This is a genomic window from Paenibacillus allorhizoplanae (genome assembly GCF_927798215.1).
GTDB classification, from domain to species: domain Bacteria; phylum Bacillota; class Bacilli; order Paenibacillales; family NBRC-103111; genus Paenibacillus_E; species Paenibacillus_E allorhizoplanae.
In genome coordinates this window covers 151,753-165,657 of record NZ_CAKMMW010000005.1, presented here as the reverse complement: position 1 = coordinate 165,657, position 13,905 = coordinate 151,753, and the positions used below count along the sequence as shown (strand labels likewise).

At 42.1% G+C, this 13,905-nt stretch carries 14 protein-coding genes; all 14 read right to left on the bottom strand.

All coding sequences use genetic code 11. The annotated features are described in order from the left end of the window. Positions 1-50: 50 nt before the first annotated feature. Positions 51-635: a CDP-diacylglycerol--glycerol-3-phosphate 3-phosphatidyltransferase gene (gene pgsA, locus L6I86_RS11540; RefSeq protein ID WP_056625118.1), complete on the bottom strand. Its 585-nt coding sequence runs from the start codon at positions 633-635 to the stop codon at positions 51-53. After that, entirely contained in the window at positions 632-1,960 is a 1,329-nt protein-coding gene (rimO, locus tag L6I86_RS11535) for a 30S ribosomal protein S12 methylthiotransferase RimO (RefSeq protein ID WP_056625115.1), read from the bottom strand. Before rimO ends, pgsA begins: the two co-directional genes overlap by 4 nt. A gap of 128 nt (positions 1,961-2,088) precedes the next feature. Continuing rightward, positions 2,089-2,580: a YajQ family cyclic di-GMP-binding protein gene (locus L6I86_RS11530; RefSeq protein ID WP_056625112.1), complete on the bottom strand. Its 492-nt coding sequence runs from the start codon at positions 2,578-2,580 to the stop codon at positions 2,089-2,091. A gap of 145 nt (positions 2,581-2,725) precedes the next feature. Continuing rightward, positions 2,726-3,601 (bottom strand): helix-turn-helix domain-containing protein, encoded by an 876-nt coding sequence (locus L6I86_RS11525; RefSeq protein ID WP_236287198.1) that lies wholly within the window; start codon positions 3,599-3,601, stop codon positions 2,726-2,728. A 51-nt stretch (positions 3,602-3,652) separates the two neighbouring features. Continuing rightward, complete coding sequence (locus L6I86_RS11520) at positions 3,653-4,450, bottom strand: DUF3388 domain-containing protein (protein WP_420851876.1); 798 nt, start codon at positions 4,448-4,450, stop codon at positions 3,653-3,655. Between the two features lie 90 nt (positions 4,451-4,540). After that, entirely contained in the window at positions 4,541-5,425 is an 885-nt protein-coding gene (locus L6I86_RS11515) for a hypothetical protein (protein ID WP_236287196.1), read from the bottom strand. A 60-nt stretch (positions 5,426-5,485) separates the two neighbouring features. Then, the gene (locus tag L6I86_RS11510; protein ID WP_028558337.1) at positions 5,486-5,737 is read right to left on the bottom strand and encodes a DUF3243 domain-containing protein; all 252 of its coding nucleotides are present in this window, start codon (positions 5,735-5,737) and stop codon (positions 5,486-5,488) included. Between the two features lie 104 nt (positions 5,738-5,841). Then, entirely contained in the window at positions 5,842-6,597 is a 756-nt protein-coding gene (ymfI, locus tag L6I86_RS11505; RefSeq protein ID WP_236287194.1) for an elongation factor P 5-aminopentanone reductase, read from the bottom strand. Further along, positions 6,594-7,883: an EF-P 5-aminopentanol modification-associated protein YfmH gene (yfmH, locus tag L6I86_RS11500; protein ID WP_236287192.1), complete on the bottom strand. Its 1,290-nt coding sequence runs from the start codon at positions 7,881-7,883 to the stop codon at positions 6,594-6,596. The genes ymfI and yfmH overlap by 4 nt, the downstream gene beginning before the upstream one ends. A gap of 3 nt (positions 7,884-7,886) precedes the next feature. Next, positions 7,887-9,167 (bottom strand): EF-P 5-aminopentanol modification-associated protein YfmF, encoded by a 1,281-nt coding sequence (gene yfmF, locus L6I86_RS11495; protein ID WP_236287190.1) that lies wholly within the window; start codon positions 9,165-9,167, stop codon positions 7,887-7,889. Between the two features lie 94 nt (positions 9,168-9,261). After that, positions 9,262-10,047, bottom strand: a complete 786-nt coding sequence (gene sleB, locus L6I86_RS11490) for a spore cortex-lytic enzyme (protein WP_236287188.1) — start codon at positions 10,045-10,047, stop codon at positions 9,262-9,264. A gap of 116 nt (positions 10,048-10,163) precedes the next feature. Continuing rightward, positions 10,164-12,716 (bottom strand): DNA translocase FtsK, encoded by a 2,553-nt coding sequence (locus L6I86_RS11485; RefSeq protein WP_420851874.1) that lies wholly within the window; start codon positions 12,714-12,716, stop codon positions 10,164-10,166. Between the two features lie 63 nt (positions 12,717-12,779). Next, positions 12,780-13,019, bottom strand: a complete 240-nt coding sequence (locus L6I86_RS11480) for a YlzJ-like family protein (RefSeq protein ID WP_236287183.1) — start codon at positions 13,017-13,019, stop codon at positions 12,780-12,782. After that, positions 13,016-13,756, bottom strand: coding sequence for a ClpP family protease (locus L6I86_RS11475; RefSeq protein ID WP_236287181.1), 741 nt, complete (start codon positions 13,754-13,756; stop codon positions 13,016-13,018). The genes L6I86_RS11480 and L6I86_RS11475 overlap by 4 nt, the downstream gene beginning before the upstream one ends. Positions 13,757-13,905 lie beyond the last annotated feature (149 nt).

The window sequence follows — 13,905 nt, the reverse complement described above, 5'->3', positions numbered from 1 at the left end:
CGCAATCGCTCGTTATTGATCGACCGCGTTTAGAGGTAAGTTTAATGGAACTATGACTTTTCCGAAAAGTCTATGACGTGTTTATTTTTAACGAAATATTCCACACCTGAATAAACGGTAATAATTGCTGCAGCCCAACTAGCTATAACATCAAAGGGAAAATCTAGAAACGTAAATGGAAAATTATTAATCAGCAGTGCAATGATGGCTGTAATTTGAGCCGCGGTCTTCGCTTTACCCCATTTGCTGGCCGCCATGACCGTACCCTCTAAGAGGGCAATTTGGCGAAGTCCAGTCACAGCCCATTCTCTGCTAATAATGACAATAACGATCCAAGCATCAACTTTATCCATTTCTACTAGTGAAACAAGTACAGCGGTAACAAGCAGCTTGTCTGCCAATGGATCCAATAGCTTGCCCAGATTCGTAACAAGATTACGTTTCCTAGCAATGTAACCATCTAAGCTATCTGTACTCGCAGCAATAATAAAAATTAAAGCAGCAATAATTTGATTATACGTTATGCTAAACTCCTCTATCCGTATTTGAGGAAATTTTACCTTAATCAACAAAAAGAACATGATGATGGGTACTAATAAAATTCTCGCTACGGTGATGCGGTTAGCTAAGTTCATGCAATTACCTCCCCGGATAAGTCAAACTCATAGGAGTGGGTAACACGAACTTTCGCAAGTTCTCCAATGTTCAATTTCGCATTCGAAACGAATACTTCACCATCAATTTCAGGTGCATCGAACTGTGAGCGCCCAATATAAACGTCGCTTCTGCCATCGTATCTTTCAATAAGCACGTCGATTTCTTGCCCAATACGTCGACCACCGCGAATATTCGAAATTTCACGTTGGATTTCCATAATAGCGTTAGCCCGGTATTCTTTTACATCATCAGGCACTTGATCCGGCAGTCTTGCTGCTGGCGTATCATCTTCTTTGGAGTAGGCAAACACACCAAGACGATCGAACTGAACATCCCGCACGAATTGTTTCAAGTTCTCAAAATCTTGTTCAGTCTCACCTGGGAAACCAACAATAAGCGACGTACGCAAGGCAACATCAGGAATAGATTCGCGAATTTTACGAACGAGTTCACGTGTATCCTTTTGGCGGCCTGGTCTACGCATACGCTTAAGGATAGAATCTTCACTATGCTGTAAAGGCATATCAATGTACTTGCATACTTTAGGATTCGTTGCCATCACTTCAATCAGTTCATCACTGAAGAAGCCCGGGTATGCATAGTGCAGACGTACCCATTCGATTCCTTCAACTTCACTTACTTTATTCAGCAAGGTAGGAAGCATGAAGCTATCATAGATATCTGTTCCATAGTTTGTGGAATCTTGAGCAATTAAGCTAATTTCTTTAACGCCTTGAGCCGCAAGGTTAGCAACTTCTGCAACGATTGATTCCATGCTTCTGCTCTTAAAAGCACCGCGCATAATTGGAATGGAACAGAATGTACAAGCGTTATCGCAACCTTCTGCAATTTTCACATAGGCGGTGTAACGAGGAGTCGTCATCAGTCTAGGCAGGTCAGCGTCATAGTTAAATACCGGATTCCCTACTAGAACCGGTTTCTTCCCTCTAAGCGCTTCGTCCACAATGTGATTAATTTTATCAAAATCACCCGTACCTACAATGCCATCGATCTCAGGCATCTCTTCCATTAACTGCTTTTTGTATCGTTGTGTTAAACAGCCTGAAACGATTAGCGCCTTGAGATTCGCTGTTTGCTTCAGTTCTGCCATATCCAAAATTGTATTTACGGATTCTTCTTTAGCTGCATCAATGAACCCGCAAGTGTTCACGATAATGACTGTAGCATCTTCCTTGTTGTCTACAAGTTGGAAACCACGGCCATGAATTAAACCTGACATAATCTCGGAATCAACTAAATTCTTCTCGCATCCGAGAGTAACTACTTTAACCTTTTCTGTCATGAAAGAAACAACCTCCAATAGTCCTAAAAAACACTCCCTACCAGTATAATACAAGCCAATAGGGGTGTCAAAATGTAAAAACCCCCTGCATCCAGGGGGTTTTCCTTCAAGCAACCATAAATTCCTGATTATTTCATATTAACAAACTGCAAATCCAATGGAATATCTGCTTTCCGAAGCAAAGCGATAACAGCCTGTAAATCGTCACGGCTCTTCCCGGTTACACGGATTTGATCCCCTTGAATTTGAGTTTTCACTTTCAATTTTGAATCACGAATCAGTATATTAATTTTCTTGGAATTGTCTTGATCGACACCTTGTTTCATGCTGATTTTCTGTCTAACTGTGGAACCAGCGGCTGGTTCTACCTTGGAATATTCGAGATTTTTAATCGAGATTCCACGTTTGGTCATTTTGGCATGCATAATATCAAGGACGTTCTGAAGCTTAAACTCATCATCCGAAGTGACAACAAGCTGATCTTTATCTAATTTAATGCTACTTTTACTTCCTTTAAAATCAAAACGGGTCAACATCTCTTTCTCCGCTTGTTGAATCGCATTATTTAGTTCTTGCATATCCACTTTGGATACAATATCAAACGAACTCTCTGAACTCATCTACATCCCAACATCCCTTCCATCAAATTACATTAGCATTATAGCAAGAACATGCAAAAAAGGAAATATCCTACCGCCAATGGCTTCGAATATTTCCCATAAAACTATTTTCATTACCCGGGAAAGCGCAGGAACTGGCAAATTGCTAGCTTTTCTGCAAATTCAGTTGAACCCGCTTCGGATTCGGCGTATCGCCAACAGGTACGAGAGTGCCATTGACCATGAGCTGCAATGCACTAGCTGCTCCAACATTCAAAAAAGCTGAACTTGCTAAATCAAATGTATCCGTTTCACCGGTATTATACAGTTTCTGTCTTAGCAATGCTCCCTTCTCACCCTCAGGGGTAAGTGCATTAACAGCGATCCAGCAAGAACCAGTAATTTTGAATTGAATATTCAAATTTGCAGTACCTGTAATGATGTAATTATCTACACCCTTTTCAGTAGCGCTAAATTTAACCTGTACTGCAGGCGGTGTAGGGGTCGGAGCTGGTGTTGGGGTTGGCGTTGAAAGCCCCGTTGCTTTACCATCCCCCGTAGCATTAACAGACGTGCTCGGAGAAGGGTTCGTCGAGTCTGTAATACGCGGCGATTGCGTTTGCGTTGGCTTCTCATCCGCTGGCGTTCCCTTATAATTCTTATATGTATAATAGTATACGATCCCGAATATGAGCAAAATAAAACAGACAAACATCAGGCTCGAAGCCCAGCGGCTCATCTTTTCTGTATTGCGAACACTTGATCTATTCTTGCGAATCGCTTCCACAACAGGCTTCTCAATCGTTGGGGCAGGAAGCGTTGATTGATACATATTCAGAACTTCGTTCGGATCAAGCCCTAATGCTTCCGCATAACTTTTAATAAAAGCCCTCACATAGAAACTTCCTGGCAGCACCTTGTAGTTTCCTTCTTCAATGGCTTCTAGATAGCGCTTGCGGATCTTAGTAACTTCCTGGAGATCATCCAGTGAAATCTTTTTTTCCAGTCGAGTTTTGCGCAAAATGTAGCCTAAGTCAGACATATGGTCACCTCCCCGAAGGAATTATTCATCCTGTTATTGACGTTTGAAACACTAAAAAGGTTCGGACGTATACGTAAACGAATCGTAGTTAATTTCTTCATCCGGGCTGTTCCGGAGCTCAATGATATAATCGAAGTGATTATAGGTGTATTCCGATTCGCGAATAAAAATGTCTGGATGCTCGATAACCTTTGTTGAAGGGAGACCCATAATATCTTGCAAAAGACTGTAGTGCTTCTCATTGGAACGAATTGTAGAAACAATACCATCAATGATATAGACATTATTTGGGGCCATCTCATCCTCAGAAAGCTGACTGCGAACGGTTTGCCTTAATAAGGTGGAAGAAACAAATGTCCACCGTTTGTTCGCACAAACACTGCCAGCAATAATAGATTCCGTTTTACCAACTCGCGGCATGCCACGAAGTCCAACAACTTGATTGCCTTCACGTTTGAATATTTCACCTAGGAAATCAACTAACAAGCCTAGCTCGTCTCGCGTAAAGCGAAATGTTTTGCGATCGTCGGAGTCGCGCTCTATATACCTACCGTGGCGAACAGCCAAAATATCCACTAATTTAGGTGGTCGCAAAGCAGTAATAGTAATATTATCTACTTTTCTCAACATTTTACCCATTAAATCAATTTTTTCTTCATCATTTGTTTGTAAAAGCATTCCACGTGTACGATCTTCAACCCCATTAATCGTCACGATGTTAATATCCAGCATCCCCATTAATGAAGCTATATCACCTAATAAACCAGGACGGTTCTTGTGAATTTTGTATTCCATATACCATTCTTTAACGTCCAATTCTTCCACCTCATCATCATCTCTGTCACTCATATCTGTTAATGAACCAGACTGTTCATGGCCATTTAATTAATTTCTACAAATTCCGCCAAAATCCTTCTTAAAAACCAAATTACCCTGATATTATTTCATTTTTAGTTCCTTTAGCTCTTGCGGATTGTAGTTTTGGATTCCTTTTTGCCAAGCATGAGTTTTCATCATGGCGAGTCGGTTATCAAAAATTTGTGTCCAATTGAGATCGGCTGTTAATGCCCCGGCAAAGTCCATAACTGATACCCCCAAAGATTTTGCTTTCTGCAACTGATCTTCACTCACCGGGCTGTAAAAAATAACCCATGCTGCGTGATGTTGATGTACTTGAAAAGTCAACTGCTGAAACCATTGGTTGTTGTTGTTTAGCAAAACAATGTGATCGGCTTCCTCGGAAGGTGCCCATGCGGATGGAATTGGACGCTCGCTTTGCGTCACCCATTCGATAACCACATTTTGAAACAGAAGATCTTGAATCGCCTTATTCTTCATGGTTTCTATCTGTTGCAAGTCCAATTGGAGCAAAGATGCCTGCTCATTCACGGTAATTGCGCTGCCCTCTGCAAATGGCTGACTTTGTAAAAAAGTCCATTTACTTGTAGTAAGACCTAATGCCATCTTCTCATTGGCTGAAGGGAATAGCTCATTTCCAACAACGTATATGTAATCATATGTTTTCGATTTTAGTTTCGAATCCACATTATCATCCAGCGCATTTAAATCTTTAACCCACTCATAAGCAATCGAATTTCCGTCTCGCCAATTCTTTAGCGTTTGACCTAGCACGTCTTTTGCCGATGCCGATAACCCGCTACTTGAGAGCATTAAAACAGACATTTTCTGATCGAGTAGTTCTTGCTTAATAACTGGAATTCCACGATTCCCGCACCCAGCAAGTAGTGAAATTAATAAAGTTAAAATAAGTAATAATCGCGTCTTATGCATACATTGATAATTCCTTTCCAGCTTATAAAGCATGCAAAAGCCTCCGAAAGAGGAGGCTTTCACATCATACCCTATTGAATTGTAAAACGGTTATTAACCTTTGTCTACTAATTTTACCATGAGGCGAGCAAGAGTATGCTTTTCCTGTTCATCCCCAGCATCCCACAACTCTTTGAGAACTCGTTCTTGCTCATTTTGAGGATCCACCTTGTCTGCCAAAAACTCCCCAATTTGAAAAGCCAGCTTGGAGATGGTTTCATCACTCATCCCTGCATGTCCAGCCTGACTCACGCGTTCAGCCAAAAACTCTTTCCATTTGTCGAACACCTTAAGTACAGTAGCCATTGTAAGAAGCCTCCTTTGAGTTATGAGAAATGGTCATTACATACGTAATATGCGCTTCTCAAAACAGAATTATGCGTGGACTTCTCTACAATGGATTCATGTGACTAAGTAAGCCAGCCCCCGTTGGGTGAGATGATTTGACCTGTAATATAACCGGATTCAGGTAAGGCTAAGAAATAGACAAGCGATGCTACCTCATGTGGAGATGCGAGCCGTCCAGCAGGAATTTCGTTGGTAATGGCATCGATTTCGTCAGCTTGAAAGCCGGCCATCATATCCGTCTGAACAGCCCCAGGTGCTACGGCATTCACCGTAACACCTGATGGAGCAAGTTCTTTGGCTAGCGCTTTCGTAAACGCATTAAGGCCACCCTTGGCCGTTGAATAGAGTACCTCGCACGAAGCACCAGAGATGCCCCATATCGAGGATACGTTAATGATTCGACCATACTTTTGTTTAACCATGGCGGACATAAAAGCTTGAGTACAAAGGAAGGAACCCTTGAGATTGACATTCATAACACGATCCCAATCTTCTTCCGTCACATCAGCTAGCATCCCATAGTGAGAAATACCTGCATTATTAACGATGATGTCTGGTACCATGTTCATCTGTTCAAGCTTATCTCTCATTTTGAGAATCTGCTCATGTGATTGAATATCCGCGGATACTGTTAATACCGTTGCCCCTTGCTTCATACAAGAACGGGCAATTTCATTGGCTGCTTCATGTGAATCCCGATAATGAATAACAATCTGCATGCCTACCGCGGCGAAACGTTGGGCTATTGCAGCACCAATCCCCCTGCTAGCTCCCGTAATCAGCACGGTCTGTTCACTAAACGGTTTACCAACACTCACGATGGCTCACGACTCTGTACAATGGAAACAGCGAGCTTACTCCAATCAAAATGCTCACGGAAGCGACGATTCACATCTTCAAGTGTTAGCTGTTCGTATACCGGCAAGATATCGAAGAGATCGATCCCTTTGAATCGATATTTGGTATATTCATTCGCAATTGATTCAGGTGAGTTCATCATTCGGAGGAAACTGCCAATCTTCTTCTTACGACTGCGTTCGAAAGTGACACTATCGAGTCCAGCTTCTTTCCTTTTTTCAACCTCGTCACGAATCCTTGTAATAAGCTGTTCCGGATCCTTGGTATCCCCCCCAACAATGGAGAATGCATACCCATCACTACAGTTATACTCATGACCAAAATTATCAGAAATTAACTGATCATCATAGAGTGTCTGATAAATATCAGAGCTGGAGCTAAATAAGATATCCAACATTAATTTGGTCGTTAATTCTCTTACCAACAAAGGCTTGCCTGTGACCGCTGGTGCGGCTTCCTTGAAGCCCATTAAACATTTCGGCAACGAGACTGGAAGTATGATATGTCTGCGGGATTCCTTGACCTCTACTGGCTCTCCAGGAAAGAACCTTTGGATTTCACCTTGTGGCGGAAAAGTTTTAGCAGCTTGATTATCTTTCACTAACGTAATAACCTCTTGTGGATCTACCCCTCCTACAACGAATAAACTCATGTTGCTTGGGTGATAGAACGTGTTATAGCACTCATATAAGGTCTCTTTGGTAATTTCTGCAATTGATGCAACAGTTCCGGCAATATCAATATGAATCGGATGCTTCGCATACAAGGATTCAATTAAACCGTAATAACTTCTCCAGTCCGCATTATCCTCGTACATCTTAATCTCTTGCCCGATAATCCCTTTTTCCTTTTCAACATTCTCATCCGTAAAATAAGGGTTTTGCACGAAATTAATTAATGTCGTTAAATTTTCTAAATAGCGATCTGTTGATGAAAATAAATAGGCAGTCCGGTCAAAGCTTGTAAAAGCATTGGCCGATGCACCGTTCGTAGCAAACGTTGCAAAAATGTCTCCTTCCGGTTCCTCGAACATTTTGTGCTCTAAGAAGTGCGCAATACCGTCTGGTACTCGCACGACATCTTTACCTTGAACTTGAAAATGATTATCAATAGATCCATATTGGGTTGTAAAAGTTGCATACGTTTTTTGGAAACCTGGTTTGGGTAACACGAACACATGCAGCCCATTATCAAGCTTTTCATGATAAATGGTTTCATCAAGATGTGGATATGGTATACTCTGCATGGTTTACTCCCCCTTCTGATCCCGTAAAAAGTATATCGTGTCCAACTGAACTCGTTTCGCAACCTCTGCTATAGCCGGTATATCCACTTGCTCGACTGCAGAAATTAAACCCTCTACCGTACGCTCTTTCCCTGACAAAATGGCATTAAAATCAAACGAGATCAGCTCAAACGCTGAATCTTGTATTTCACGCAATTGATTGGAAATCATAGCTCTTGTTTGACTCCATTCAATGTCGGTGATTTCTCCTTGTTCCAAAGCTTTCAGTTGTTTACGTATGATATCTACGGCCTTCTCATAGTTAGCCATCTCAATACCGGACTGAATTGTCAAAATGCCTTTATGTCCATCAAAACGAGAAGAAGCATAATAGGCTAAACTCGCTTTCTCGCGAACATTTGTAAATAATTTGGAATGCGGATATCCGCCTAGAACCCCATTATACATAAGTGCAGCCGGGTACTGATCGTCGCTGTATGAAATGTTTGTACGAAGACCCATATTCAGCTTACCTTGGTTAACATCCAATCGTTCTACGATCGTTTTCACTTCACCTGTTACGGCACGCGGCGCAGATGTGACATAGCTAGCATCAGCATTCCGCTCAATCGCAAACGATTGCTTCACAATTTCTTCAACTTCACTTAGCGTTGTGTTGCCAACAACATAAATGTCCATCGGTGAAGTTTGGAGCCATTCTTTATATTGTTCGTAAAGCTGCTTCGCATTCATACCGTCGATATCTTCTATTTTACCTAATGGATGAAGTCGATACGGTTCATCACTGCACATTTCTTCCATACAACGTTCGGCAGCATATCGAATTTTATCATTTATGACCGATTCGATTCGTTTACGAAGTGTCTGCTTTTCTGCGTCTACATATTTCGCGCGAAAATGTTGATCCTCTAATGCTGGACGAGTTAACGTTTCACCCACAAAATCAAGTCCTTGTTTCAGTAAAGAATCCGCTGATTTCACGAATCGATCATTGATAATATCCATGCGTAACTGAACGATTTGGTAATCGCCTCGCTTATAAATATCAAAGCCAAACCCTGCACCGTACAAATCATCTAAATACTCCCGAAATTGCTTCGTTTCAGGACGAAGCTCTGTACCTCTGCGAAGGATAAAAGGTGTTATTGCGGTACTTGTGACCGTCTCATCTTCTAATTGACGTCCTATGTATACGGAAATGGCAAATGTTTTGAAACGATCTGTCGGTAGAACGTGTATTCGGATATGCTTCCAGCTGCTGCGCTCAAATTGAATAGGCTTCAAAGGTCAGTCTCCCTTCTATGTCCGTGTAATAAATCCATTATATTCCTATACGAAGAGGAGAAGCAACCACATGTGGTTCCTTCTCCTTGTCCAATTATACACAGAAAATGTGTTTACCAATTTTTTTAATTTGTTTTCTTGTCCAAATCCATTTGGACGTAGCCGTTTCTGGGTTGAAGTAATAGATACAACCTCCTGTTGGATCCAGTCCATTCAAAGCATCCCTCACAGCTTTTTTGGATGATTCGTTCGGTGTTAACCATATTTGACCATCAGCAACAGCTGTGAAAGCACCTGGTTGAAATATAACACCAGAAACTGTATTTGGAAAACTTGCCGATTTCACTCGATTTAAAATAACGGCCGCTACGGCAACTTGACCTATGAATGGTTCACCACGCGCTTCACCATTGACAGCATTGGCCATTAAGTTAATATCTTGTTCCGAGTAACCAAGATTATTGGAGGGAGTTAAATTAGCCGGAGTATCCGTTCCCGTTCCAGTACCTGAATTACTGGCACCCTGATTACTATTCGCAGTTTCTCCTGCTGAAGGTTTCCAGCTTTTCGTTGCTTCCCAGAGCTTCAGTTTGGTCTTCGGTCCAACGATACCGTCTACCTTCATGCCAAACTCACCTTGGAATCGCTTTACTGCAGTTAATGTCTTGTACCCATAGTCGCCGTCAACACCACCATTATAAAACCCAATGAACTTCAATCTTCCTTGAAGTTCATAAACATCAGATCCTGTGGCGCCATAGCGTACTTCATTCTTACTAAATGTTTCTTCCGTCGGCGGATTGAATTTGCCCTTCAATTGAAAAGAAACTACCAAAACAAATACAATACAAAATGTAATGACAATTAGTCGTTTATTCATTCCCCTTCTCAACCTCACTTTTCAAATTACAACCTTTTCTTGCTTATTATGAGAAAGTGAGTCCATGATTATACAAATAAAACACTCCCCAGAGGAGAGTGTTTGTTCGATACAGATTAAGAACTAATCCGGTTATGATGATATTGTTCAAGTGAGATCAGTACTTCACGCGGTTTACTGCCTTCATATGGGCCAACAACCCCTTTAGCTTCCATGGCATCGACAAGCCTAGCAGCACGTGTGTAACCGACTCTCATTCGACGTTGAAGTAAGGATACGGATGCTTGCTTCGCTTCCAAAACAATTTGAACGGCTTGATCGTACAGCTCGTCCTCAAATTCATTCTGCTGCTCTGGCATTTCTTCAACCTGTGGTACGAGTTCCTCCCGATAATTGGCTTGTTCCTGCGTTCGTACGAACCCAACAACTTGCTCTACTTCGCCATCAGAGAGGAATGCCCCTTGGATACGTACAGGCTTGGATGCACCTACTGGCAAGTAAAGCATATCTCCACGACCTAGTAATTTCTCCGCTCCTACCATATCCAAAATTGTTCGCGAATCCACTTGCGAAGAAACACCAAAAGCGATACGAGAAGGAATATTGGCTTTGATAACACCAGTAATAACGTCAACGGAAGGACGTTGAGTTGCAATAATTAAGTGAATTCCCGCAGCACGCGCCATTTGAGCAAGACGACAGATGGAATCCTCGACATCATTAGCTGCTACCATCATAAGATCTGCTAACTCATCCACGATAATCACATAGTAAGGCAGCGGTGCTGCAGTGCCACTCTCTGTCAACATTGCGTTATAGCCTTCAATATTTCGTGTCCCACTTTTAGAGAATAGCTCATAGCGTTTCTCCATCTCGACAACGATTTTCTTGAGCGCTAGCGATGCTCGCCGCGGATCCGTAACTACAGGCGCTAATAAATGCGGAATGCCATTATACACATTCAATTCAACCATCTTCGGATCGATCATTAAGAACTTCACTTCATTTGGCTTTGCTTTATACAAAATGCTAGTGATTATCCCATTGATACAAACCGATTTACCAGATCCGGTAGCACCAGCAACTAGTAAATGAGGCATCCTTGCCAGATTACCAACAATCGGTTGACCCGAAATATCTCGTCCAAGAACTACAGATAGTCGTGAGCTAGACTCCTGAAAAGCAGTCGTTTCCATGACTTCTCGCATCGTAACAATGGAGACTTCTAAGTTTGGTACTTCGATACCTATCGCAGATTTGCCTGGTATAGGTGCTTCCATCCGAATATCCTTTGCTGCAAGTGCTAGTGCAATATCATCGGTTAAAGAAACAATTCTGCTAACCTTCACACCCACATCAGGTTGGATTTCATATCGCGTTACCGCAGGACCTCTTACTACCTCCAGAACCTTAGCTCGAACTCCGAAGCTCTCTAATGTGGCCTCAAGCTTTCTTGCATTGGCCTTGTAATCCGCCATTTCGCTTCCTTTGCCAAGAGCCGGCCTTGCTAATAAATCAAGCGAAGGTATCTCATATGGACGAGTCACGATAACTGGAGCATCTTGAAACTCAATTGTTACTGGCTCATTCTCATCTCCATCCACACTTGGCGGAACTGTTGTCGTACTAGTGGATACTGAAGGAGTTGCAGGTCTAACAACTTGTTGTGCTTCTTGAATAACCTGCTCTTGAAAATCACGAATAATCGGTGCTCCAGTAGGTTCATCTGTAATATGTATCGGTTCATCTGTTGGATGTACAGGGTTCGAGTATACAACTTCCTCCCCGACCGCATCAGCTTCGCCATCTGACAAATTATCCTCGATGTTATCACTTTCTCTTGCTGCAGATTTCTTCCGGTTCTCCTTAATTGGTCGAAGGAGTTCCATGAATAATGGCGTTTTCTTCGCCCGCTTGACTGGTTGAAAGACTTCCTCATCAAATTCATCATCAACAGGTACATAGGCTGGCTTCTTCACCTTAGTAGGCGCACTTCCCGCTGACGCTGCTTGTGCCTGAGGTTGACGTCCTTCTCGGTCTTGCAGCCATTCCTTCATCCGGTCTTTAAAATTTTGTCCTACATTACTGAAACGACCCTTCACGATATTACCTAGATCCACATAAGAAACACCTGTCGCTAGAATAAAACCCATAACAAAAAGCATATATTGGATTAATCTGGCTCCAAGGTAATCAAATAAGAAATAGAGGATGCTGTATAAAAAAGCGCCTACCATTCCTCCACCAATACCATGTTCTAAGGCTGCTCTTCCAGCTTCTGTAGGGTGCAATCCCTCAAGCATGGCAGACCATGTCGAAGAAATGACTTTCCCCGATGTAAAATCGTTGTTAGGATACAGCTGAGCAAATAAATCAATATGATTCTTGATTAATAAACCAAGAATGAACAACAAAATTCCCGCTTTCTTGGGAGTAACCATTTGTGGCCAAGCTCGTTTGATCATTGCGTATAAGGCCACGTAAATGAAAATAAGTGGTATAAGTGAATACCAAGTCCCCACAAAAAAACGAAACAAATAAATCAAAGAATTTCCGACATGACCTTGATGTGCAAGGGCAATGACCGAGAAAATCAAGATGAGGATTCCATACAGCTCGAATAATAAGCTGGTTTTTACAGCCTTCGTCTTTTTCCTTCGTTTCGCCAACATTGTCACCCCCAAGTCCACATTATACCATATTTGACTCGAGGGATGATACGGGAACAAGACCTAACGAGCTGAATTGACCGTCAACTGAGGTTGGTAGGAAATGATGCTGCCAGGCGTATAGTGTTCATTCAAATAATCTTGTGGATTACAGCTATACAACCTTACAATACGTGCTTGATAGCCACTTAACGGCTCAATTTGCATCATGAAACCGTCTACTTCTATATCTAAGTATTGTGGGCTAAATGCATCGAATCCTTCAAATATAACCTCCATCGGAATCACGGAATAATGGATCACTGAACAAGCCCCCCAGAGTTCGCCACTTTCTTCGCTTCGATCCGGCTGTTCAGCTCACGAATGGCATCGCCGATGCCACCTACTTGATTGATTAATCCATATTTCACGGCATCAATCCCGATTACCGTTGTGCCGATATCTCTCGTGAGTTCACCCGTCTTAAACATCAACTCTTTAAACTTCTCTTCTGTTACATTGGAATGTTTCGTTACGAACCTTACAACACGCTCTTGCATTTTATCTAAATATTCAAAGGTCTGCGGTACTCCGATCACCAAGCCGTTCATTCGAATCGGATGAATCGTCATGGTCGCTGTTTCTGCAATGATCGAATAGTCTGCAGATACGGCGATTGGAACGCCTATACTATGTCCGCCACCTAAGACTAATGCAATCGTTGGTTTCGATAACGTCGCGACCATTTCAGCAATAGCTAAACCAGCCTCCACATCGCCCCCAACAGTGTTTAATATGATCATGACACCTTCAATCTTGGAATTCTGCTCGGCAGCTACAAGTTGAGGAATCAGGTGTTCATACTTGGTCGTTTTATTCTGAGGTGGGAGCACAATATGTCCCTCTATCTGTCCTATTATCGTTAGACAAAAAATATTGGATTCACCAGAAACCGTGTTCGTTTGTCCTAATTGTTGGATATTTTCGAGAACGGCATTTTTCTTGACTTCCTCTGTTCCCGGTTCTTGTTCCTGTTCTTTCGAGCCTGGTGCTGATGCCACTTCATAATCCCCTTTCAAATTATGTTACACATACAAGTTGTGCAAGATCTCCCATAGTATGAATAAACTTGTATACTTTCATGCATACTTCACTTTGCAGCAACAAGAAAAAGCTCCCTCCAATTGGAGAGAGCTTTACTATTTGCATA

Coding starts and splice junctions, on each gene's coding strand:
- L6I86_RS11530 (WP_056625112.1), bottom strand. CDS start 2,580: ATGAGTTCAGAGAGTTCGTTTGATATTGTATCCAAAGTGGATATGCAA.
- L6I86_RS11510 (WP_028558337.1), bottom strand. CDS start 5,737: ATGGCTACTGTACTTAAGGTGTTCGACAAATGGAAAGAGTTTTTGGCT.
- L6I86_RS11520 (WP_420851876.1), bottom strand. CDS start 4,450: ATGAGTGACAGAGATGATGATGAGGTGGAAGAATTGGACGTTAAAGAA.
- pgsA (WP_056625118.1), bottom strand. CDS start 635: ATGAACTTAGCTAACCGCATCACCGTAGCGAGAATTTTATTAGTACCC.
- yfmH (WP_236287192.1), bottom strand. CDS start 7,883: ATGCAGAGTATACCATATCCACATCTTGATGAAACCATTTATCATGAA.
- sleB (WP_236287188.1), bottom strand. CDS start 10,047: ATGAATAAACGACTAATTGTCATTACATTTTGTATTGTATTTGTTTTG.
- L6I86_RS11515 (WP_236287196.1), bottom strand. CDS start 5,425: ATGCTTTATAAGCTGGAAAGGAATTATCAATGTATGCATAAGACGCGA.
- L6I86_RS11525 (WP_236287198.1), bottom strand. CDS start 3,601: ATGTCTGACTTAGGCTACATTTTGCGCAAAACTCGACTGGAAAAAAAG.
- rimO (WP_056625115.1), bottom strand. CDS start 1,960: ATGACAGAAAAGGTTAAAGTAGTTACTCTCGGATGCGAGAAGAATTTA.